This is a genomic window from Aquimarina rhabdastrellae (genome assembly GCA_947387485.1).
Lineage (GTDB): Bacteria > Bacteroidota > Bacteroidia > Flavobacteriales > Flavobacteriaceae > Aquimarina.
Map to the genome: position 1 here is coordinate 43882 of CANDNT010000017.1, position 24705 is coordinate 68586.

The window sequence follows — 24705 nt, forward strand, 5'->3', positions numbered from 1 at the left end:
TTTTTTATTTCCCTCTAATTATTTTAGGAAGATTTTCGTTAAACCATCTTGCTCTATTAACTATCATTACATGAGTTCCTCCCGCAAGCTTAATATAACTATTTATATTTACTTCTGGAAATACAATATCTTTATCTCCATGAATATGGACTATTCCTTCTGGAGCTTCTTCTTGATCCCAACATACCATATTCTCTATCGCCCAGTCTAAATATCCTTTATCTCTCACTGATAAATATCGTTTATACATCTCTGCTCTTTTTTTTGCAAAATCACCAAAAGCAAAACGTTCCCAATTATCTATTTTTGAAACAATTGATGTAGGTAGTAATTTATACGACCTAGTTTTACGTGCAATTTTCATACGATTGGGCAATTCATGTTTACTTTTAACACTAGAAATAATAATTAGTTTTTTAAGTTTAACATGCTTACTCATTTCTTGAACCATCACTCCACCAAAAGAAACACCTATTAATACTGGATTATCATGTTTTATGTCTTCACACATCCTTTTTGCATAATCAGATATATGTTCTTTGGGTTTTGGCATTTTCCAAGGAATCACATGTACCCTAAATTGATCTTCTGGTAATTTAATATATTCAAAAATAGAAGTGCTTGCAGCCATCCCTGGCACAAAATACACATCTGTAACTTGCTCAATCATAAGTAATTTAACACTGTTTATAGGGAAATAACGATACAAAATCCGTATCTTTGATGTATAAAATTACTGTTTTCTTTTTCATTAGAAAAGAAATACTGAATCTATTTTTCATTAGCTAAACCCCAATATTCATAGCTAAAACACTTAACATTTTGCATATAAACACAAATTTGATATTCATCTCATAACCCCAATTATGAATAAAACAAAGAAGTCATGAATGATGTAGCATTAGAAATTACTGATAATGAATTTTTAAGACAATTTGAAACGACCATTAATGGTGAAAAAGTACTCATAGAGTATTCACAACAAGAGCGAAAAATATTCCTTACTAAGCTTATAATGAGTGATTCTTTAATAGAACAAGGATTTCACGAGGATTTTATGAAAGCTGTTTTTAACTTGATTCAGGAACGCAATACACGTTTAGTTCCTACAAGTCCTACTATAGCAAAGTTTGTTCGTAAAAATAAACGAAAATATAAAGATTTACTTCCTGTAGGAATTGCGATATAACACAAAAGCGGCTTTAAAGCCGCTTTTTTATTTTTTAACATAGGATTTAATAAGCCCATCTAGTTTATAGCAATTCAAACCTTACCATACCATCTTCATCAATATCAGTAAGTTTTACCTTATGCAATGTATTCATATATTCTGGATTCCAAGGCATTTTTACTTTTACATAATTTTCGGTAAACCCATGGATATACCCTTCTTTATTTTCTGATTCAAAAAGCACTGTACGCTCTGTACCTAATTGACTTTCATAAAATGCTCTACGTTTTTTAACAGATAATCCTCTAAGCATCTTACTACGCTTCTTTCTTACATCATGAGGAACCACACCATCTAGCTCTGCTGCAATAGTATTTTCTCTTTCTGAATATGTAAATACATGCAAATACGAAATATCAAGATTTGCTAAAAAGTTATAAGTATCTAAGAAATGATCATCTGTTTCTCCTGGGAATCCTACGATAACATCAACACCTATACAAGCATGAGGCATCACTTCTCTTATTCTCTTTACTCGATCAACATATAAATCACTCATATAGCGACGTCTCATCAATCTAAGAATTGTATCACTACCTGATTGCAATGGAATGTGAAAATGAGGAACAAAGGTTCTAGATTGTGAAACAAAATCTATAGTTTCATTCTTAAGTAAATTAGGTTCTATTGAAGAAATTCGTAATCGCTCTATACCCTCTACTTCGTCAAGTGCTTGTACTAACTCAAAAAAGGTATGTTCATGCTTTTTATTTCCAAACTCTCCTTTACCGTAATCTCCTATATTTACTCCCGTAAGTACAATTTCCTTAATTCCTTTTTCAGAAATTTCTTTGGCATTTTTTAATACATTTTCAAGAGTATCACTTCTTGAAATTCCTCTCGCTAATGGAATAGTACAATACGTACACTTATAATCACATCCATCTTGTACTTTAAGAAAAGCTCTTGTACGATCCCCTATAGAATAGCTTCCTACATAAAAATCTGCATCTTCAATTTCACAGGAATGTACCTCTCCAAATTCATTCTTAGATAAATCGTTAATATAATCAGTTATTTTAAACTTCTCTGTAGCTCCTAATACTAAATCTACACCATCTACAGCAGCTAACTCTTCTGGTTTTAATTGTGCATAACATCCTACAGCTGCTACAAAAGCATCTGGATTTACCTTTTGAGCTTGTTTCACTATCGTTTTAAAGCGCTTATCTGCATTTTCTGTAACAGAACAAGTATTGATTACATAAATATCTGCAGTTTCAGAAAAATCAACTCTATCAAAACCTTCTTTGTTAAAATCACGAGCAATTGTTGACGTTTCTGAAAAATTTAATTTACATCCAAGTGTATAAAAAGCTACTTTTTTTCTTTTTTCCATAAAGCTATCCTCTACTTGTTTCAGGATCTTATTATATTTACCCTTATCTCTATTAAAAGAGATTCGTTTTTTACGAACGTGCAAAGATACCAACAATAATTTTTTTAATAAAATTGAAAACCAATCATTTCTTTACAATAAGCCATTACTTTTCAATTATTTGCAGTTTTTTGCTTCTTTTATCTTGTTCTTCAAACCTATATGAAGATAAAGATCATCTAGTTTTTAGATATAACGAACATGGTAATATTTCTTCTCTAGATCCTGCTTTTGCAAGAAACCCTCAAAATATATGGCCTACAAATCAATTATTCAATGGATTAGTACAATTAGATGATGAGTTAAATATTCAACCAGATATAGCTCATACTTGGTATGTTTCTACTGATGCTCTTTCTTATACTTTTCATTTACGAAAAGATGTTAAATTTCATAAACACGCTCTATTTAATACTACAGATAGCACACGTAATGTAACTGCTCAAGATTTTGTATATAGTTTTGATCGTTTAAAAGATCCCAAAATAGCTTCTCCCGGAATATGGGTTTTAAAAAATGTTGCCAATTATACTGCGGTCAATGATTCTACATTTAATATCAATTTAAAAAAACCTTTTCCTGCTTTTTTAGGCCTTCTTAGTATGCGTTATTGTTCTGTTGTGCCTCAAGAGATAGTGAATTATTATGGTACTGATTTTAGAGCTAATCCTATAGGAACTGGTCCTTTTAAATTCAAACGTTGGGAAGAAAATGTAAAATTAGTTTTAAGACGAAACGAATTGTATTATGAAAAAGATGAGCAAGGAAAACAGTTACCTTATCTCGAAGCTGTTGCAATCACATTTTTACCCGATAAACAAAGTGAATTTTTACAGTTTGCACAAGGGAATTTAGATTTCTTAAACAGTCTAGATGCTTCTTATAAAGACGAATTACTTACTCCTTCTGGAAAATTAAGAACTAAATATCGCTATAAAATTAATATCAATACTGGTCCTTATTTAAATACAGAATATCTAGGTTTCTTTATGGAATCTAAGAATAACATCATTAAATCCGAAAAATTAAGAAAGGCTGTTAATTATGGTTTTGACAGAGAAAAAATGATTACGTATTTAAGAAACGGAATCGGTACTCCTGCACAACATGGTTTTATCCCTAAAGGCTTACCTAGTTTTGATAATATAAAAGGCTATTCTTACAATCCTGAAAAAGCAACACAACTTATTCAAGAATATATAGCTGAGACAGGTAATCATAAACCCACAATCTCAATTGGTACAGACAACAATTACTTAGACATCTGTGAATATATACAACGCGAACTTGAAAAAATAGGACTAAAAGTAACTATAAATGTCATGCCAGCTTCTACATTACGTAAATCAAAATCTAGTGGAAAATTAGATATTTTTAGAGCCAGCTGGATAGCAGATTATCCTGATGCCGAAAATTACCTATCCTTATATTACAGTAAAAACTTTGCACCTAATGGTCCTAACTATACACATTTTAGAGATGTTTATTATGATAAACTTTACGAACAAAGTTTATCTATCACGAATATAGATCAACGTAAAATAGTATATCAACAAATGGATTCTATTTTAATACAGAAAGCACCAATGGTTCCTCTTTACTATGATCAAGTTGTTCGCTTTACTCAAAAAAATGTAAAAGGTTTAAAGAATAATCCGCAGAATTTCCTTGTACTAAAAAAAGTTTGGAAAGAAAAAAAGTAATTTCATCTTTAAAACTTATATTTTTGCTTGTCAAAAATCTTAACTCATTTATTAACTCAATCATATAATCATGAAAAAAATCAATCTTTTATTTTCTATCTTATTCTTAGCTTTATGCATATCATCATGTGGGAATGATGATGATACAGGTAATGGTCCAGAAACTGTAGAAGTTGACCCTACAGAAGAAACAATTCTTGATCCTTCTAGTGTTTCCCAAAATATTACTATTAGTAATGCTGAAAGAAAGAATGGTAATCCTCCTACTCCAACAGGAAATATTGCATTTACTTATGCAAACCCTCCTGCTTCAGCTTTTGTAGACTCAGAGAATTCACTTACGTTTTCTGTTCCAGATAATTTTACTGGGGCTTATATTCAAATTAGATCTACAAATGGTAATGCTGCACCAGAATATTTTGATGTTACTAATGTTGATACTTATGACAATATTGCTGAGATCGGTGTACAGATTAACGAAAATCAAACAGCTGGTCAGTTTTGTTATGTAATTTGTATTTATGACGATAACGGAAATATAAGTGACCCTCAAGAGGTTTGTGTTCAAATCGAAAACTGGGGAGGTAACCCTAATGCAGTAGGAACTTGGAATTATACAAAGATGATCAGAAATGGTGAAACTATACCTGTTGGAACTCCTGATCATTGTGGTGAAGTACGTATTTTATGTGAAAACGCTACAGATAGTTTTACTGTAGAAGATGCAGAATGTGAAGCTATTTCTTCTTCAACTCTTACTATCAATGCTGATGGAACTTACTTTTTTAGTGACACTATAGTTTATACGAATAGAGTTAACATTGCTGAAAGCGAAGCTACATGTTCTCCTGTTTTTATCGATGGAGATGAAGAGTCTACTTCAACGTCTAAAGGTAAGTGGGCTTATAATGAAGAAGATAATATTTTAACACTTATTGAGTTTGAATATACAGAGGATCAATATTCTGGAACATTAGATCCAGGTGAAGTTTATACTACAGGGATAACAACTATTACCTCTAATTCTTTTATTTATTTAACAGATTATGAGCAAGATGGAGAAACTATAGAAATACACTTCGAAAAATAGACTCAAAATTTGATTTATATATTATAAAATCAAAAGGTATTCTAGATAATCTAGAATACCTTTTTTATAGAAAAACATATTATTTGTAAGATTATTCTCTCTCAATTAAAATTTTAACAGTTTAAAAAACACTTTTAAACTGTTTTTTAACTACTTTTATCTTCGAAATTTTAAAGTTCTTTAATTTGTTTTTTTAATTGATTATCAGACATCAAGCTATAAAACTCTTATTAAAGAAACAGAATTATCCCAAAAATATAGAAGTTCAACTTCTTTATACAACTAAACTCATCTTAAAAACATTATGTGCTAATTATTTAGCATTTCTGTCGTGTGCACTATTATAACACAAAATCAATCGCTTATGTATAAAATTTACTTAACAGCTTTATTATTACTTGTTATCTTCTTCCAATCTTGTAAAAAAGATGACTCATTTCAAGAATTTATTGCCAGTGATCCACAAGAAGAAGCAATCCTGAATGAAAATACTGTTTCTGATAATCTCGTTATCATAGAAAGTTCAAGAATATCAGAGCCGCTCCCTGAGCCTAGAGGGACAATCGATTTTCCTGAAATAGCAACCAGTCAATATGCTTATCTCAAACATGGTTTTACAATCTTATTGCCTACAGGAGATTACTCAGGAGCTTATATTCAAGTAAAATCTTTAACTGGAAATTTAGCACCTAATTATCATGATGTACCTATCACAAATAGATCTAATGTAAACTCTTCTAGTATCAAATCTAGTCTTTTTACTACTACCAATATAGATGGTCCCAATATCCCTGTTCACTTTAAAAGAACTATGACTCCAGGTAAATTTTGTTTTCTAATTAGTGTATATGATAATGAAGGTAATGTAAGTCAACCTCAAGAAGTATGCATAAATATTGAAGCTTGGGGAGGTAATCCTAATTTGGTTTCTCACTGGAAATTTGATCATGTCCTCGATAATGGACTTACTGTTTTGGCTGGTGAGGATCACTCATGCTCAAAAGACAACTCTTATACTTGCAATAATCAAGAAACCTTAGAGATTTTACAAGCTTCATGTGAAGCCACATCTACGTTAAACTTTACCATAAGAGAAGATGGTACTTATTCGCTTACCGAAATTTATAAAAAAACAAAAAAACTCAATATAGAAGATTCAACATTAAACTGTGAAGCTAGATTTGATGAAGATTCTGATGATATTGCTTTTAGATCTCATGGAAAATGGGCTTTTGATGAAGAAAATGGGACTCTTACGCTTGTTCAATTTGCAAAAAATGATCCTTTTGAACTTGATTACGGAAAAATAATTTCGACAAATGCTATCGATGTTACAGCGACATCTCTTTCTATAAATGAAAACCAACAAGAAGAAGCTGGAGTTATCACTATTCCTGCTATTACATATAATTTAATACGATAAAAATTACTCTTAATAAAAACAACAACTAACTTCAACCAAAAAAGCATCGCATAGTATTTTGCGATGCTTTTTATATTTCAAGTAAAAATTATCTTTTTATCTAATCATAACTTTTTCTCCATTGCTGAGTGATCTCAAAAACATGTTCTAATATTTTTGCATCTTGATCTGTAAATTCAACATTACGTCTAGCCATTACTACCTTGGCTACCTCAAATGCTTTTCTGGTTAAATATGTAACAAAACCATTACTTCCTCCCCAGCTATAACTAGGTACAAAATTACGAGGGAATCCACTACCAAAAATATTAGCATTAACCCCTATCACTGTTCCTGTATTGAACATGGTGTTAATACCACACTTAGAATGATCTCCCATCATCAATCCACAAAATTGTAATCCTGTTTTGGCAAAACCTTCAGTTTCATAACTCCATAAACGCACAGGTGCATAATTGTTTTTCAAGTTCGATGTATTCGTATCAGCTCCTAAATTACACCATTCTCCTATTACAGAATTTCCTAAAAATCCATCATGCCCTTTATTTGAATATCCAAAAATAACCGAATTACTTATTTCTCCTCCTACTTTTGCATAAGGTCCTATAGTTGTTCCTCCATAAATCTTAGCTCCCATCTTAACCACAGCATGATCTCCCAAAACAAAAGGTCCTCTAATTAAGCTTCCTTCCATAATCTCTGCATCTTTTCCTATATATATAGGTCCTTTAGCTGCATTTAGAGTAGCTGCAAACACTGTTGCTCCTTCTTCTATAAAAATTTGCTCTTTATTGATACATTGAACGCTTTCTGGTATAGGTTGAGATGTACGATCTCTAGTCAATAGCTCAAAATCTTCTGCTATGGCACGTTCATTTTTAGAGAAAATATCCCAAGTGTTTCCTATTTTTAATACATCAAAATCATAAGGGATTACATCATATACATCAAAATTAACTTCCTCATCTTCTTTTACATAAAATGCAATAGGCTCATCTTTATAAAAAATAGCTTGGGCAGAAGTCATATTTTTTATCATCTTTACAAGATTAGTCGTAGGTAAGAATGATGCATTAATCATAATGTTCTCTTCTAATTCTACCATCGGGAATTTTTCACTTAAATACTCTTCTGTAACAGTAGAGGTAGTAGTTTCTAGATATTTTTCCCATTTTTCTCTAATAGTTAAGATACCTATTCTAATATCTGCAACTGGTCTAGTATATGTAAAAGGTAATAAAGCATCTCTTGAAGCTCCATCAAAAAGGATATAATTCATACAGAAAACTCTTTTATAATAAATCGTTATAAAAATACATTGAAAATAGCAGTAGTACTATTTTTTAAAAATAAAAAAAGCCTTTCGATATGAAAGGCTCTTCTTTTATATTATTATCTAAATTACTTTTTGAATTTAGCATATTTATTTTTGAACTTGTCAATACGTCCTGCTGTATCGATAAGTTTTGCTTTTCCAGTATAGAAAGGGTGTGAAGTTCTTGAAATTTCTAACTTTACAACCGGATACTCAACACCATCAACTTCGATAGTTTCTTTAGTATTCGCGGTAGATTTAGTTATAAAAACCTCATCATTTGACATATCTTTGAAGGCTACTAACCTATAATTTTCTGGGTGAATACCTTGTTTCATCGTAATAATCTTTTCATTTTTTCGAGCTGCAAATTTAAGAAACATATATAATATAACAACAATTATTTCAAAAAAAATGCAAATTATTTCGAAATTTTATTTAATTCTCGATTACTTGTAACGTTTTAGTATATTTGTTTACTGATAGGTTATACTAATAACCAAAAATCATGTACTTATGGAGAATGTAAAACCTTCTGCTAAAAAATTTATTCTTAACTACGGTCTAATCCTTGGTATTGTAAGTGTATTACTAGGTGTAATACTATATGTTACAGACAATCACGTTCAACCGCATTGGGCATTCTCAATCATAGGATTGATTATCATTACTGTAGCTATCATCATGGGAATTAAAGCCTATAAAAATGAAAACAATAGCTATCTTACTATAGGAGAAGCCATTAAAATAGGTTTAGGAATTGCTCTTATCTCAGGAATTATAGGAGGAGTTTGGTCTCTACTAGTTTCTAATGTATTAGATCCAGATTTTTTAGCGAAGTCTATAGAACTTCAAAGAGAACAAGCTTTACAAATGAATCCTAATTTAACGGATGAACAACTTGAACAAGCTGCCGAGATAGGTAAAAAATTCAGTTCTCCTTTTATTGTTTTTGCAATTGGATTGGTAGTAAATATCTTTTTAGGTTTTATTATCTCTCTTATAGGAGGTGCAGTAATGCAGAAAAAAGAAAATATATATTAATATATGGATATATCTGTGGTTATACCGCTGCTCAATGAGCAGGAATCACTTAACGAACTATACAATTGGATTGCAAAAGTTATGCAATCCAATTCTTTTTCTTACGAAATTCTTTTTATCGATGATGGAAGTACAGATGACTCTTGGAATACTATCCAGGAATTATCAGAAAAAGATCCTCGAGTAAAAGGAATTCGTTTTTTACGTAATTATGGTAAATCTCAGGCTTTACATGCTGGTTTTGAAGCTGTATCTGGAGATGTCATCATTACAATGGATGCAGATTTACAAGACAATCCAGAAGAAATTCCTGAATTATTTGACATGATTCAAAATCAAGGCTACGATCTAGTTTCTGGTTGGAAAAAGAAACGCTACGACTCTATCATAGCTAAAAATTTGCCTTCCAAATTATTTAACGCCGCTGCTCGTAAAACTTCTGGAGTAAAATTAAATGACTTTAATTGTGGATTAAAGGCTTACAAACAAATAGTAGTTAAAAACATTGATGTCTATGGCGAAATGCATCGTTACATTCCTGTTCTTGCAAAAAATGCAGGATTCTCAAAAATTGGAGAAAAAGTAGTTAAACATCAAGCTAGAAAATACGGAACCACAAAATTTGGTATAGATCGCTTTGTTAATGGTTTTTTAGATCTAATTACAATATGGTTTATGTCAAGATTTGCCAAAAGACCTATGCACTTTTTTGGCTTAATTGGTACCTTGTTATTTTTTGCTGGTTTTTGTTTTTCTGTATATATGGGTATCGACAAACTATATATTGATACACAAGGAAGATTGATTACACAACGTCCCGAATTCTATATAGCACTTATTTGTATGGTATTAGGAACACAATTCTTCTTAGCCGGTTTTATAGGAGAAATCATTATAATTACCAAAAGAGATAAAAAACGATATAAAGTAGCAGAAAAAATAAAGGTTTAACTATAAATTTTAGTTCTTTTAAAAGACTTGAAGTATCTTAATTAAATCTTATTTTTGTCCACCTAAATATATTTAACCTATGGCAGTAATTGATACTACAATAGCTTCACAAGTTAGCGAATGGCTAACTCCTATATTTGACAACACAACACAACAAAAAATACAAGACCTAATTGATAATCATCCAGAAGAACTTAAAGAGAGTTTTTATAAAAATCTAGAGTTTGGTACTGGTGGTATGAGAGGTATTATGGGTGTTGGTACAAATCGTATCAATAAATATACCTTAGGTAAAAATACACAAGGATTAAGTAATTATATCCACAAACAATTCCCAAATGAACAACCTAAAGTAGTTATTGCTTATGATTGTAGACATAATAGCAATACGTTAGCAAAAATTGTTGCCGATGTATTTTCTGCAAACGGAATTAAAGTATTTTTATTCTCTGAGCTACGCCCTACTCCAGAATTATCTTTTGCTGTAAAAGAATTAGGATGTCATTGTGGTATAGTACTTACAGCTAGTCATAACCCACCAGAGTACAATGGATATAAAGTGTACTGGCAAGATGGCGGACAACTAGTTCCACCTCAAGATAAAGAAATTATTGCAGAGATTAATTCACTTAATTATGCTGATATCAACTTTGACGCAAATGAAGAATTAATCCAAATGATTGATAAAGAAATTGATACTGTTTTTATTGAAAATAGTGTCAAAAAAGGAAGTTTTGCAGCCTCTCAAGAAGCAAAAGACGATATTACTATTGTATTTACTTCGTTACATGGTACTTCTATTAAAGCAATACCAGAAACGCTTCAAAAAGCTGGATATAAAAATGTTCATATTGTCCAAGAACAAGCAGAACCTAATGGAGATTTCCCAACAGTAAAATCTCCTAATCCAGAAGAACCTGAAGCATTAACTATGGCTATGGAATTAGCAAAAGAAGTTAATGCAGATATAGTTATTGGTACAGACCCTGATTGTGACCGATTAGGAATTGCCGTTCGTAACTTAGATGGAGAACTTGAATTATTGAACGGTAATCAAACTATGGTTCTCATGACTTGGTTTTTACTTGATCATTATAAAAAACAAGGCTTAAAAGGAAATGAGTTTATCGCTTCTACTATCGTTTCAACTCCTATGATGCGTAGTCTTGCTGATGCTTTTGGCGTTACATACAAAGAAGTACTTACCGGTTTTAAATGGATTGCCAAATTAATCAAAGATTTTCCTCAAGATCATTTTATAGGAGGCGGTGAAGAAAGTTTTGGTTTTATGGTAGGCGACTTTGTTCGTGATAAAGATGCCGTAACTTCTACCTTATTAGCTTGTGAAATTGTAGCGTATACAAAAGCTAACGGAAGTTCATTCTACAGACAACTTATTGAGCTATATACCTCTCATGGTTTTTATAAAGAATCTTTAGTTTCTCTAGTTAAAAAAGGAATCGAAGGAGCTACTCAAATTAAACAAACTATGGTTGATTTACGCAATACTCCACCTCAATATATCAACGAAGAAAAAGTAGTATTAATAGAAGATTATGATAAAAGTATTGCTTACAATACACAAGATCATACAGAAACAACTATTGATGTACCTAAATCTAATGTATTAATTTTTTATACCGAAGAAGGTAGTAAAATTGCAGCACGCCCTAGTGGTACCGAACCAAAAATTAAATTTTATATAAGTGTTCAACAACCACTAGCTTCTGTCGATGATTTTGAAACCATACAAAATGAACTAGATCATAAAATTCTAGCCATCAAAAAAGATTTACAATTAACTTAAATAAAATTGCCCTTTTGGGGCAATTTTCACTTTTATTAAATGGAATACTTTAAACAAATTTTGCGTTATGCAAAACCTTATAAAATATATGCAATACTCAATATTATTGCCAATATATTTTATGCATTATTTGGTACATTAGCAATGGTATCCTTATTTCCTATGCTTAATGTACTTTTTGGGAAAACAGAAAGAATTCGTACCGAACCTAAATGGGACGGTATTTTCAATGCCAAAGATTATATCGAAAATTACCTTAATTATTTTGTAACTACAAAACAAGACGAAGGTCATAGCGATGTTTTAATCTTTATGATAGCATTAATCATCTTCATGTTCTTTATGAAGAATATCTTTAATTATCTAGCCATGTATTTCATTACTTTCTTAAGAAATGGTGTTCTAAAAGATATTAGAAATGAACTTTATCAAAAAACAATTGATTTACCTTTATCTTTCTTCTCAGAAAAAAGAAAAGGTGATACTATAGCTCGTATTTCTACAGACGTATTAGAAATACAACACTCATTCTTATCTATTTTAGAGCTAATCGTTAGAGAACCACTTACTATCTTATTTGCAATAGGAGCTATGATTATGATTAGCCCTCAACTAACAATATTTGTATTTATTTTTATCCCCATTTCTGGATTCGTAATTTCATTAATTGGGAAAAAATTAAAGAAACATTCTGATGATGTTCAAAAAGAACAAGGTTTCTTCCTTTCTATTGTAGAAGAAACATTGGGAGGACTTAAAGTTGTTAAAGGTTTTAACGCTCAAAAGATTTTTAATTCAAAATTTCAAGAATCAACTTCACGTTTCTATAATTTTTCAAATAGTCTTTTAAATCGTCAAAATTTAGCCTCCCCAACAAGTGAGTTTCTAGGGATTACCGTTATTGCTATTTTATTGTGGTATGGAGGACAAATGGTATTAGTTGACAAGGTATTAGATCCAGGGTTATTTATCGTGTACATGGGATTAGCATATCAAATCCTTACACCTGCAAAAGCAATATCAAAAGCTACTTATGGTGTAAAACGTGGTAATGCTGCTGCCGAGCGTGTTTTAGAAATTCTAAATACCGAATCTCCTCTTAAGGATAAACCAAATGCTATTGATAAAAAAGAATTTGATACAGCTATCGAAATAGATACTATTTCTTTTAAATACGAAGACGATTATGTGCTTAAAGATTTTTCATTACAAGTTCCTAAAGGGTCTTCTGTAGCTTTAGTAGGTCAATCTGGAAGTGGAAAATCTACAATTGCAAATTTAGTAACTCGTTTTTATGACATTAACAAAGGAGATATTAAAATCGATGGTATTAATATCAAAGATTTAAGTAAGCATTCTTTAAGAAACATGCTAGGATTAGTTACTCAAAAATCTATCCTATTCCACGATACCATAAAAAACAATTTGCTTATTGGTAAAGAAGATGCTACTGATGAAGAAATTATTGAAGCACTTAAAATAGCAAATGCATGGGAATTTGTAAAAGATAAACCCCAAGGTATTCATACTGTTGTAGGTGATAGCGGAGATAAATTGAGTGGTGGACAACAGCAACGCCTTTCTATTGCACGAGCTGTTCTTAAAAATCCACCAATAATGATCCTTGATGAAGCAACTTCTGCTCTAGATACAGAAAGTGAACGTCTAGTTCAAGCTGCTTTAGAAAATATGATGAAAAACAGAACTAGTATCGTTATTGCTCACCGTTTATCTACAATTCAAAATTCTGATCTTATTGTTGTCATGCAACAAGGTAGAATTGTAGAACAAGGAAAACATGATGAATTAATTGCAAAAAATGGCGTTTATAATAAATTAGTCTCTATGCAATCTTTTGACTAATCTTTTGACTACAAGATAATCACACCTTATAGTTCTATGGTAGAGTTTTCTCTTTATCAGGAAATTATAAGGTGTTTTTGCGTAAAAAAACTTACAAATAAAAAAAGAGTGCTCACGCACTCTTTTTAATCACACAAATCATCTTAAATTTAGGGGCTTATTCTAAAATTAAAATTCACTCTTAAAACTATTATTTTCGGGGGAATAATAATAGTTATCTCTTTATTATTACACTGTAAATATACAACTATTTTTGAATTAAAAAACTAAAACAATGTTTTTTGACTAAAAAAAATGCTTTTTGGCTTATATTTTAACTTTTATTCTTACATTTTCCTACAAACAAAGTGTTTTATTTATTTTTTTTGACTTCTAATTAAACCTTTTTAACTTCATACAGTCTTAATATTGAAAGTTATAAGATGACACGTAGATAATAAAATCAGCTATTTGGATACACAAGAAGAACATTTAATACAAGCCTTACATTCTGAAAGTCAATTTGAACAAGCTTTTAGTCAACTGGTACATCTATATAAGAAAAGATTGTACTGGCATATCAGGAATATGGTTAAAAATCATGACGATACAGATGATATCTTACAAAATGTATTCATCAAAGTATATAAGAATGTGAAAAAATTTAAAGGAGATAGTAAATTATACTCTTGGTTATATCGTATAGCCACAAATGAAGCTATAACCTTTTTAAATCAAAAAGCTAAAAAATATCAGATTAGTAATGAAGAATTACAACAACATCTTGTAGAAAGTTTAAAAGCAGATGTTTATTATCAAGGTGATGAAATTCAATTAAAGTTACAACAAGCAATAGCTACTTTACCACAAAAGCAACAACAAGTATTTAATATGAAATACTTTCAAGATTTAAAATATAAAGAAATTGCTAACATTTTGGAAACTAGCGAAGGGGCATTAAAAGCTTCATATCATATTGCTAGCAAAAAAATTGAAGCCTTTATTAAAGCACTATAATCATGAAAAAGTCTAAACATAATCAAGAATTTAATATTCCTGAAGGATATTTTGAGTCATTCGAAATAAGACTTCAACAAAAAATTCAACAAGAAAATACTGTGCTACCTAATACTCAAGAATCAGGTTTTACTATTCCCGAAGATTATTTTGACACTTTTGAAAGTCAATTGAATCAAAAAATTCAATCACAAAAACACTCGTCAAAAGTAATTGATTTATTTTCTGTACGTAGATTAATATACATCAGTAGTATTGCTGCTGCTATTACACTTCTTATTGTATTTTTACCCACAACAAGTAGCGAGACTAGCTATACCACTTTTGATACTTCTACTATAGATATCATGGATATCGAAAACTATATAAATGACGGAACATTAGAAGTCTCAGATAATGATATCGCACAATTATTTGATGATATAGAATTTTCTATTGCAGAACATAGTATAGAAAAACTTAATGACGATACTGTAATAGAATACTTTTCTGAAGAAGAAATTCAATTAGATTATCTTGACCCCGAAAATTTTTAAAATAAACATATTTCGTATTAAAATATATTGCAATGAAAAAAATATTATTTCTTATCCTGTGTATTACTAGTTTTTCACTAGTAGCTCAACATCCACCCAAAAAAGGGCATAGAGAACGTGTTAATGCCTATAAAATAGCTTACTTAACAGATGAGTTAAACTTAACCACAAAAGAAGCTCAAGGATTTTGGCCATTGTATAATGACCACCAAAAGCAGTTAAACGCTATAAATAAAAAAGAACGAGATCTCATTCATAAATACCGAAAGAAAAATCGTGGTAAAGAAACCATTGAAAATATTTCGGAAAATGACGCAACCCTTTTCATAACACATCATCTAGAGATAGAAAAGCAGAAATTTGAATCAAAAAATAGTTTCATTATAGCTTTAAAAGAAGTGTTACCTAGCAAAAAAATCATACATTATATCAAAGCTGAAAAAGATTTTAGGCGACAACTCATGAAAATATTTAGGGAAAAAAGAAAGAAACAAAAGCATTAAAGATTGTTTGCATAATTGTCCGTTCCTCTATTATCGATTACACTACCCTTCTCATCGAGAGGAACGGCTTTTATTTTAATTACTAATTAAAAATTAGTTTAGCTATTCTATTTTTTCCGGCAGCATATGCAGTAGTCTCATTTACAAAACGTAATGTATAAAACGATTCAGAACTGATTTGTTTCCAATGCTTTCCTCCATCATTAGAAATTGAAATACCTGTAAAACCTACAGTTACAAGTTGCTTTCCTTTACTATTAGGAACAAAGCGTACACAACTCTTATAATTCGCTCCAGAATCATTATCTGCTATTAATTGCCAAGTTTTACCACCATCTTGAGTTATTGCTTTATTTGATTTAGTCTCATTAGGCAATAAATAATCCCCTCCATAAACTATACCTAATTTCTCATTATAGAAATGCCCAGAATAAGTTCCTGTAGTTGCTTTACCATTAATCATAGGAGTATCAAAAACTTTCCAATCTTTACCTTTATTAGGCGAATACCAAACTCTAGACACTTTTCCCCCAGAGAAAATCCATGTATGATTTCCAATAATAGAAATATTACCATTACTCGCAGCAAAAGCTGCTTCTCCTCCTTTGATTTTTGGTAATTCGTCACAAGTTAATTTCTGCCATGTCTCTCCCCCATCTCTTGTTATAATTATCGATAAACAATCTGTTATAGGATCTCCCATCGCAATCCCTTCTTGATCATTCCAAAATAAAATAGCATCATAAAATACCTTTTCATGCACCTCTTCATATACCTTTTTTATTGCTCCATTTTGTTTATCTATTTTAAATAACACCGCTGGATTAGCTATACTTAATAAGAAAAAGTGAGTTTTGGTAGTACCTACAGCCCTAAAACTAGGTTTCTTTCCATCATATGCTATAATTTCATCTTTTTTAACAGCAATATCTCCATCTTCATTAAATTCATATATACCGTATTTCCCATTACTTCCTGCATACATTAAATGATTTTTATCTACCGCTATAGCTCGTATGCTTACAGAGTCTTTATGGATAACTTCAACCTCAACCTTGGATATTTTTTTCTGACTAAAACTATTGGTAGTAAAACAAATACTTATCAATAAACTAATTAAAAAACTGTACTTAAGAGAATTCATAAATTTAATTTCTAAAGAAACTAAAATACAGATATCTCTTTCCATAACCTAATTATATATTGTAAGCCTATCTCCTCTTTTTATTCTTATCTCATTATTTTTAAGGCATTACCATAATATTTCACATAAAAAATCGATAAAATTATCATGTAAACACTTACCTTTGCAGCCCTAAAAAAACATAATATGCGCCTACACAGGAATTTAGTATTTGCCGTTATCGATGGATTACATCTAATTTTTAATGAAGAAGAATATGCTGATAAAGTAGTACAAAAACTACTAAAAAGAGATAAAAGATGGGGATCTAGAGATCGTGGTTTTGTTGCTGAAACTACCTACGAAATTGTAAGATGGAAACGTTTATATGAAGAAATAGCAGAAGTTAAACAACCTTACTCTCGCGAAAACCTTTGGCGTATCTTTTCTGTATGGGCTACATTAAGAGGAATCTCTTTACCTGATTGGAAACAAATAGGTCAAGTTCCTACACGACGTATTAAAGGACGTTTTGACGAATTAAGTAAAATCAGAAAATTTAGAGAAGCTATTCCTGATTGGTTAGACGAATTAGGAGCGCAAGAACTTGGTGATGATACGTGGACACAAGAGCTTAAAGCACTTAATGAGCAAGCGCCTGTAGTGCTTCGTACCAATACATTAAAAACTAATCGTAAGGCATTACAAAACACGTTAAGAGAACAAAACATTCTTACAGAAACTATAAAAGGATATCCTGATGCATTGCAACTTACAGAACGTGCCAATGTTTTCTCTACTGAAGCATTCAAAAATGGGCTTTTTGAAGTGCAAGATGCCTCTTCTCAATTAGTAGCTCGTTATGCCGATATAAAACCTGGTCAACGCATCATTGATACTTGTGCTGGTGCTGGTGGTAAAACATTGCATATAGCTGCTTTAATGGAAAACAAAGGGCAAATCATTGCCATGGATATTTATGCTAATAAGCTTAAAGAATTGAAACGTAGAGCACGTCGCGCAGGTGCTCATAATATAGAACCTAGACCAATCGATAGTACCAAAGTAATTAAAAAATTACACGGTAAGGCCGATCGTATTATTATTGATGCTCCATGTAGTGGTTTAGGAGTTTTAAGTCGTAATCCTGATGCGAAATGGAAATTACAACCTGAATTTCTTGATACTATCAGAGCTACTCAAGCCAAAATTCTTGTAGATTATTCAAAAATGTTGAAATCTGGAGGTAAAATGGTTTATGCTACTTGTTCTATTTTACCATCAGAAAATCAACATCAAGTACAAAACTTTTTAAATTCTGAAGCTGGAAAAGACTTTACTTTCATCAAAGACAAAAAAGTATTATCTTGTAAATCAGGATTTGACGGGTTCTATATGGCTTTATTAGAGAAAAAATAACCCTCATATAAACTATACTAAATGAAAACACAACTACTTATTGTTTCACTTTTTATAAGTGTACTTGGTTTTTCTCAAATACCTGCTAATTATTACGATTCGGCAGATGGATTAACTGGTTATGCTTTAAAAACTGAGCTAAAAAATATTATTTCTAATGGTCATGTAGATCAAGGATATGGAGCCTTATACACAGCTTATCAAACTACAGATTCTGATAACTATTATGAGAATGATGGCTCAGTATTAGATATGTATACAGAAAAACCAAACGCTGCAGATTCATTTAACTTTGACCATGATACAGACGGAGGTTCTGGAACTGGAGATGCTTGTGGTAGCTCTGGAACTACTAATGCTGTTGAAGGAGGCTGTTATAATAGAGAACACTTATTTCCTCAAGGTTTTTTTAACGAAAGGTTTCCTATGCGTTCAGATGTACATCATGTAGTTCCATCTGATGCGTATGTTAATAATCAAAGAGGAAATTTCCCTTTTGGAGAAGTAACCAGTCCTACTAATACCTATTCAAATGGATCTAAATTAGGACCTAGCGCTACTGCTGGGTACAATGGTACTGTATTTGAGCCTATAGATGAATTTAAAGGAGATATAGCTCGTGCATTATTGTATTTTGCAACACGATATGAAGATAATGTAACTGATGCTACTTGGGATAATCATGATAGTACTCAAGAAAACCCACTTGACGGAAGTAATGATCAAGTATATGAAACTTGGTATATAGCATTATTAGTAAGTTGGCATATTGCAGATCCTGTATCTCAAAGAGAAACAGATAGAAATAATGCGGCTTATAATTTTCAAGGAAATGCAAATCCGTTTATAAGTCATCCAGAATATGTACAAAGAATCTGGAATGTAACTGCAGATACTGAAGCACCTTCTGTTCCTACAGGCCTTACAGTAACTGGTACAACAGCTACTACAGCCAATCTATCTTGGACTGCTGCTACAGATAATGTAGGCGTAACTGAATATGATATCTATGTTGATGGAACATTAAATACTTCTGTAAGTACTACTACAGCTTCTGTATCTGGATTATCTCCAGAAACTACTTATACTTTTACGGTAGCTGCAAAAGATGCAGCAGGTAATACATCTGCACAAAGTACAGCTGCTAACGGAACAACTACAGCTAATACTTCTTCTGGTAATGAACTTTTTATTTCTGAATATGTAGAAGGTAGTAGTAATAATAAAGCTATAGAAATTGCAAACTTTACAGGAAATAGTGTTGATCTTTCTATATATTCTCTTAAACGTCAAGTTAACGGATCTGGTAATTGGTCAGATGCTTTAATACTTTCAGGTTCTTTAAATACAGATGATGTATATGTAATTGCTAATAGTCAAGCAAGTGATGCTATCAAAAATATTGCTGATCTTGAAACTGGGCATACAGCTGTTTCTTTTAATGGTAATGATCCTATAGGTTTATTTAAAAATGATGTCCTTATTGATATAGTTGGTGTTTTTAATGGTGGTAGTGCTGACTTTGCAGAAAACGTTACACTTATTCGTAAATCTAGTGTAAATACTCCTAACACTTCTTTTTCATATGATCCTTCTGGAACTAGTGGAGAATGGGATACCAATGCCAATGATGATATTAGCGATTTAGGAACTCACACTTTAGATCCATTATCTACAAATGACTTTGATATTTCAAAATTTAATATGTATCCTAATCCATCTTTAGATGGTTCTATAAACATTATTCTAGGTACAAGTTCAAAAGCTACTGTAGCTATTTATAATATTTTAGGAAAATTAGTTTATCAAAAAAATAACGTTTCAGAACACTTGCAAGTTTCTAACCTGCCTTCTGGAATTTTATTACTTCAAGTCACTTCACCCGAAAGAAAGATTACAAAAAAATTAATCGTACGATAATATTATAAGAGATTACTAATAAAAAAGCAATACGAAAATAATTTCATATTGCTTTTTTTATTAGTAATTAATCACCTTACTACTTGCTCTTCTAATCTTTCTTTATTAGTTTTCTTATCAGCATTACTTAGTAAAAGAATTACGCCTCCTATTCCTATAGCTATACCTCCTAAAAGTTTTAATGTAGAAACTTTTTTCCTTTTCATTTCTACAATTTCTTCTTTAGGTATTTTAACATTGTTTTGATTGATCTTAAACATTATAGAATCACCTTTAATTCCTCTATATTTAGTCTCAATATCTAAACCTTTTTTTAGCTTTATTGCATACGTTTTTCCTTCTTTTAAATCTTCAAAAGAAGCAGGTTTATAGGTATAACAACTTTGAAATAGTACAGAGAATACTGTAATATAAATGATTTTTTTCATGATGAAATATTAATGAATGGTTTTTATTTAAAACGGTACAAAAGTAATACATCATTTTAAACAAAACTATTTTATACAAGTTATTATTTATTATCAAACCATTTAATAACTCGTGAATAACTCTTAAATCATATTTTGTGATTTAATCAGTATAACTAAGGAAAAATAGTATTTTTGCAGCAATACTAAAAACAACACAAATACACGAAGCATGATTCATTTCTTCGGAACAAAAAACAATACGGTTTACGCATTACAATCTAATGCAGAACTTACTACTGAAACCATCTCAAAATTAAACTGGCTTTTCGGAAACGCACATAAAATTAATGAACCATCTCTTGATGGTTTTTTTATTGGCCCACGTGCTACAATGATTTCTCCTTGGAGTACCAATGCAGTAGAAATCACACAAAACATGGCTATCGAAGGTATTCTTCGTATAGAAGAATTTTCAAAAGTCAATCAAGATTTTACAGATTTCGACCCTATGTTATCACAAAAATATCAAGGATTACATCAAGATATTTTTACTATAGCCATACAACCAGAGCCAATTCTAGAAATCGAAGATATTGCTGCATATAATACTCAAGAGGGACTGGCGCTAAGTGACGAAGAGGTTTTATATTTAGAAAATATAGCTAAAAAAATAGGTCGTAAACTTACTGATTCAGAAGTTTTTGGTTTTTCTCAAGTCAACTCAGAACATTGTCGTCATAAAATTTTTAATGGCACATTTGTTATTGATGGTAAAGAACAACCTACTTCTTTATTTAAGCTTATCAAAAAAACTTCAGAAATACATCCAAACGAAATTGTTTCTGCATATAAAGATAATGTCGCTTTTGTCAAAGGACCTAAAGTAACTCAATTTGCTCCTAAACGAGCTGATCAACCAGACTTTTACGAAGAAAAAGAGTTCGAGAGTGTGCTTTCGCTTAAAGCGGAAACACATAACTTCCCTACAACAGTAGAACCCTTTAATGGTGCTGCTACTGGTTCTGGCGGTGAAATTAGAGATCGTCTTGCTGGAGGAAAAGGTTCTTTACCTCTTGCTGGAACAGCAGTTTATATGACTTCGTATTCTAGATTAGAAGAAAATCGTCCTTGGGAACATGCTATGGATGAAAGAGATTGGTTATATCAAACTCCGATGGATATTTTGATCAAAGCTTCAAATGGAGCTTCTGATTTTGGTAATAAATTTGGTCAACCTCTTATTACAGGTTCTGTACTTACATTTGAGCATGAAGAAGATGCTCGTAAACTTGGTTTTGATAAAGTAATCATGCAAGCTGGAGGTATTGGATACGGAAAAACGAATCAAGCTTTAAAAGATACTCCTCAAAACGGTGATAAAATCGTTATTCTAGGTGGAGAAAACTATCGTATCGGTATGGGAGGAGCTGCAGTATCTTCTGCCGACACTGGTGAGTTTAGCAGTGGGATTGAATTAAATGCAATCCAGCGTTCTAATCCAGAAATGCAAAAACGTGCTGCAAATGCCATAAGAGGTATGGTAGAAAGTGAACAAAATACTATTGTTTCTATACACGATCATGGTGCAGGTGGCCATCTTAATTGTTTATCTGAATTAGTTGAAGAAACTGGAGGTCATATCAACCTTGATAAACTTCCTGTAGGTGATCCTACACTTTCTGCAAAAGAAATTATAGGTAACGAATCTCAAGAACGTATGGGATTGGTTATTGGTCAAAAAGACATAGCTACTTTAGAAAAAATAGCTGAGCGAGAACGCTCCCCTATGTATACTGTAGGTGATGTAACAGGAGATCATCGCTTTACTTTTGAATCAACTGTTAAAGGAGATAAACCTATGGACATGGAATTAGATGATATGTTTGGTAATTCTCCTAAAACAATATTAACCGATTCTACTGTAATTCCTAACTATACTCCTATTGCTTATGAATTACAAAATTTTCATGAGTATTTAGAACAAGTATTACAACTTGAAGCAGTTGCTTGTAAAGATTGGTTAACGAATAAAGTGGATCGTTGTGTAGGCGGTAAAGTTGCTAAACAACAATGTGTAGGTCCTCTACAATTACCGCTAAATAATTGTGGAGTAATGGCACTAGATTACACCAGTACAGAGGGAGTTGCTACATCTATCGGACACGCTCCAATTAGTGGTTTAATAGATCCAAAAGCTGGAAGTAGAAACGCTATAGCAGAAGCACTAACTAATCTCATCTGGGCACCACTTAAAGATGGATTACAATCGGTATCGCTTTCTGCAAACTGGATGTGGCCTTGTAAAAATAAAGGCGAAGATGCTCGTTTATATGAAGCAGTTGAAGCTGTTTCCAATTTCGCCATAGCATTAGGAATTAATATTCCTACAGGAAAAGATTCTTTATCAATGAAACAAAAATATCCAAATGACGAAGTTATTGCTCCTGGTACTGTAGTGATCTCTTCTATTGGAAATTGTATAGATATCAATAAAGTTATTGAACCTGTCTTTAAAAAAGATGGTGGACAAATCTTTTATATCAATCTTTCTAATGATGCTTATAAATTAGGTGGTTCTTCTTTTGCCCAAATCAATAATAAAATAGGTAATGAAACACCTACTATTATTGATGGTAAAGCCTTTTCCAAAACATTTGACGTAATACAACAACTTATTAAAGAAGATCATATCCTTGCAGGGCATGATATCGCTTCTGGAGGTTTAATCACTACACTATTAGAACTGTGTTTTGCAGATACTAATTTAGGTGCAACATTAGACCTTACAGCTCTTAACGAACCTGATATTATTAAAGTATTATTTGCAGAAAATGCAGGTATTGTATTCCAAGCCTCAAACACAGCTACTGTAGAACAAATACTTAATACAAATCAAGTTGACTATGCCATTATAGGTGAAGTTACTCAAAGTGAAATGCTCGAAATCAAGAACAATGGTATAGAAATCGGGCTTAATATTCCTTCTTTAAGAGATACTTGGTATAAAACTTCTTTCTTATTAGATCAAAAACAAACTGCTAATGGATTAGCAGAAACTCGTTATAATAACTATAATCAACAACCATTACAATATAAATTCCCATCTCATTTTACAGGAAAAAAACCAATTGTCGATTTCAATGCTCCTAGACCTAAAGCTGCTATCATAAGAGAAAAAGGAAGTAATTCTGAACGTGAAATGGCTCATGCCATGTATCTAGCAGGTTTTGATGTTAAAGATGTTCATATGACTGATTTAATTTCTGGTCGAGAAACATTAGAAGACATCCAGTTTATTGGTGCTGTAGGAGGATTTTCTAATAGTGATGTATTAGGTTCTGCTAAAGGTTGGGCAGGAGCCTTTTTATATAACGAAAAAGCTAAAACAGCTCTAGAAAACTTCTTTAAAAGAGAAGATACACTTTCTATCGGAATTTGTAACGGTTGTCAATTATTCATCGAATTAGGACTTATCAATCCTGAAGATGATACCAAACCTAAAATGCTTCATAATGATTCTCAAAAACACGAAAGTGCTTTTACTTCTGTGACTATTGAAGAGAATAATTCTATAATGCTATCTAGCTTAGCTGGAAGTACCTTAGGGGTTTGGATTTCTCATGGAGAAGGTAAATTCAATCTACCATTAGAAGAAAATCACTATAATATAGTAGCAAAATATGGATATGACTCATACCCATCAAATCCTAATGGATCTGATTATAATACTGCAATGCTTACTGATGCTACAGGAAGGCATTTGGTTATGATGCCTCATATTGAACGTTCTATTTTTCAATGGAATTGGGCTAACTATCCTAATGGTCGTAAAGATGAAGTTTCTCCTTGGATAGAAGCTTTTATTAACGCTAGAAAATGGTTACTTAAATAAGATTGATATTCCTAAAAATAACGTTAAATTTTAATAGAATATATCACCTTTACTTGTATTAAAAGCAAAAAAGGTAATATATTCTATTTTTTTTTAGTAAA

The 24705-nt window shown here is 31.4% G+C and carries 20 protein-coding genes; 14 read left to right on the top strand and 6 right to left on the bottom strand.

Annotated features, from left to right (window positions below):
* Nucleotides 1-4: 4 nt before the first annotated feature.
* Nucleotides 5-670 carry an alpha/beta hydrolase family protein gene (locus tag ACYEKI_RS18220; protein WP_459212644.1) on the bottom strand — a complete coding sequence of 222 codons (666 nt, stop codon included), beginning with the start codon at nucleotides 668-670 and terminating at the stop codon, nucleotides 5-7.
* A 216-nt stretch (nucleotides 671-886) separates the two neighbouring features.
* Between ACYEKI_RS18220 and ACYEKI_RS18225 the strand changes: the two genes are divergently transcribed.
* A complete protein-coding gene (locus ACYEKI_RS18225) occupies nucleotides 887-1189 on the top strand; it encodes a GNAT family N-acetyltransferase (protein WP_459212645.1) in 303 nt (100 codons plus the stop codon).
* 64 nt (nucleotides 1190-1253) lie between these two features.
* On the opposite strand, the gene mtaB is transcribed toward ACYEKI_RS18225, so the two are convergent.
* On the bottom strand, nucleotides 1254-2570 hold the full coding sequence (gene mtaB / locus ACYEKI_RS18230) for a tRNA (N(6)-L-threonylcarbamoyladenosine(37)-C(2))-methylthiotransferase MtaB (RefSeq protein ID WP_459212646.1): 1317 nt from the start codon (nucleotides 2568-2570) through the stop codon (nucleotides 1254-1256).
* 170 nt (nucleotides 2571-2740) lie between these two features.
* On the opposite strand from mtaB, the gene ACYEKI_RS18235 reads away from it, so the two are divergent.
* The 3 genes from ACYEKI_RS18235 (at nucleotide 2741) to ACYEKI_RS18245 (ending at nucleotide 6825) form a co-directional block, all read left to right on the top strand.
* On the top strand, nucleotides 2741-4312 hold the full coding sequence (locus tag ACYEKI_RS18235; RefSeq protein ID WP_459212647.1) for an ABC transporter substrate-binding protein: 1572 nt from the start codon (nucleotides 2741-2743) through the stop codon (nucleotides 4310-4312).
* A 70-nt stretch (nucleotides 4313-4382) separates the two neighbouring features.
* Nucleotides 4383-5402, top strand: coding sequence for a hypothetical protein (locus tag ACYEKI_RS18240; RefSeq protein WP_459212648.1), 1020 nt, complete (start codon nucleotides 4383-4385; stop codon nucleotides 5400-5402).
* 364 nt (nucleotides 5403-5766) lie between these two features.
* Entirely contained in the window at nucleotides 5767-6825 is a 1059-nt protein-coding gene (locus ACYEKI_RS18245; RefSeq protein WP_459212649.1) for a hypothetical protein, read from the top strand.
* Nucleotides 6826-6925: 100 nt separating this feature from the next.
* Here ACYEKI_RS18245 and ACYEKI_RS18250 read toward each other — a convergent pair whose 3' ends face one another.
* Together ACYEKI_RS18250 and ACYEKI_RS18255 are read right to left on the bottom strand one after the other, a co-directional pair.
* Nucleotides 6926-8104, bottom strand: coding sequence for a GlmU family protein (locus ACYEKI_RS18250; protein WP_459212650.1), 1179 nt, complete (start codon nucleotides 8102-8104; stop codon nucleotides 6926-6928).
* 122 nt (nucleotides 8105-8226) lie between these two features.
* Nucleotides 8227-8478, bottom strand: coding sequence for a type B 50S ribosomal protein L31 (locus tag ACYEKI_RS18255; protein WP_459212651.1), 252 nt, complete (start codon nucleotides 8476-8478; stop codon nucleotides 8227-8229).
* 178 nt (nucleotides 8479-8656) lie between these two features.
* Between ACYEKI_RS18255 and ACYEKI_RS18260 the strand changes: the two genes are divergently transcribed.
* The 7 genes from ACYEKI_RS18260 to ACYEKI_RS18290 all read left to right on the top strand — a co-directional run bounded on the left by ACYEKI_RS18260 (nucleotide 8657) and on the right by ACYEKI_RS18290 (nucleotide 15840).
* Nucleotides 8657-9184 carry a DUF4199 domain-containing protein gene (locus tag ACYEKI_RS18260; RefSeq protein WP_459212652.1) on the top strand — a complete coding sequence of 176 codons (528 nt, stop codon included), beginning with the start codon at nucleotides 8657-8659 and terminating at the stop codon, nucleotides 9182-9184.
* Between the two features lie 3 nt (nucleotides 9185-9187).
* The gene (locus ACYEKI_RS18265) at nucleotides 9188-10135 is read left to right on the top strand and encodes a glycosyltransferase family 2 protein (protein ID WP_459212653.1); all 948 of its coding nucleotides are present in this window, start codon (nucleotides 9188-9190) and stop codon (nucleotides 10133-10135) included.
* Nucleotides 10136-10214: 79 nt separating this feature from the next.
* Nucleotides 10215-11942 (top strand): phospho-sugar mutase, encoded by a 1728-nt coding sequence (locus ACYEKI_RS18270; protein WP_459212654.1) that lies wholly within the window; start codon nucleotides 10215-10217, stop codon nucleotides 11940-11942.
* A 39-nt stretch (nucleotides 11943-11981) separates the two neighbouring features.
* Complete coding sequence (locus ACYEKI_RS18275; RefSeq protein WP_459212655.1) at nucleotides 11982-13805, top strand: ABC transporter ATP-binding protein; 1824 nt, start codon at nucleotides 11982-11984, stop codon at nucleotides 13803-13805.
* Nucleotides 13806-14255: 450 nt separating this feature from the next.
* The gene (locus ACYEKI_RS18280; RefSeq protein ID WP_459212656.1) at nucleotides 14256-14801 is read left to right on the top strand and encodes an RNA polymerase sigma factor; all 546 of its coding nucleotides are present in this window, start codon (nucleotides 14256-14258) and stop codon (nucleotides 14799-14801) included.
* Between the two features lie 2 nt (nucleotides 14802-14803).
* Entirely contained in the window at nucleotides 14804-15337 is a 534-nt protein-coding gene (locus ACYEKI_RS18285) for a hypothetical protein (protein WP_459212657.1), read from the top strand.
* A gap of 32 nt (nucleotides 15338-15369) precedes the next feature.
* Nucleotides 15370-15840: a hypothetical protein gene (locus ACYEKI_RS18290; RefSeq protein ID WP_459212658.1), complete on the top strand. Its 471-nt coding sequence runs from the start codon at nucleotides 15370-15372 to the stop codon at nucleotides 15838-15840.
* Between the two features lie 82 nt (nucleotides 15841-15922).
* Here ACYEKI_RS18290 and ACYEKI_RS18295 read toward each other — a convergent pair whose 3' ends face one another.
* Nucleotides 15923-16984, bottom strand: coding sequence for a sialidase family protein (locus ACYEKI_RS18295; RefSeq protein ID WP_459212659.1), 1062 nt, complete (start codon nucleotides 16982-16984; stop codon nucleotides 15923-15925).
* Nucleotides 16985-17170: 186 nt separating this feature from the next.
* Between ACYEKI_RS18295 and ACYEKI_RS18300 the strand changes: the two genes are divergently transcribed.
* Both ACYEKI_RS18300 and ACYEKI_RS18305 read left to right on the top strand, forming a co-directional pair.
* The gene (locus tag ACYEKI_RS18300; RefSeq protein ID WP_459212660.1) at nucleotides 17171-18382 is read left to right on the top strand and encodes an RsmB/NOP family class I SAM-dependent RNA methyltransferase; all 1212 of its coding nucleotides are present in this window, start codon (nucleotides 17171-17173) and stop codon (nucleotides 18380-18382) included.
* Nucleotides 18383-18403: 21 nt separating this feature from the next.
* The gene (locus ACYEKI_RS18305) at nucleotides 18404-20302 is read left to right on the top strand and encodes an endonuclease (protein ID WP_459212661.1); all 1899 of its coding nucleotides are present in this window, start codon (nucleotides 18404-18406) and stop codon (nucleotides 20300-20302) included.
* 71 nt (nucleotides 20303-20373) lie between these two features.
* Here ACYEKI_RS18305 and ACYEKI_RS18310 read toward each other — a convergent pair whose 3' ends face one another.
* A complete protein-coding gene (locus ACYEKI_RS18310; RefSeq protein ID WP_459212662.1) occupies nucleotides 20374-20730 on the bottom strand; it encodes a hypothetical protein in 357 nt (118 codons plus the stop codon).
* A 211-nt stretch (nucleotides 20731-20941) separates the two neighbouring features.
* On the opposite strand from ACYEKI_RS18310, the gene purL reads away from it, so the two are divergent.
* Nucleotides 20942-24604, top strand: a complete 3663-nt coding sequence (gene purL, locus ACYEKI_RS18315) for a phosphoribosylformylglycinamidine synthase (RefSeq protein WP_459212663.1) — start codon at nucleotides 20942-20944, stop codon at nucleotides 24602-24604.
* Nucleotides 24605-24705 lie beyond the last annotated feature (101 nt).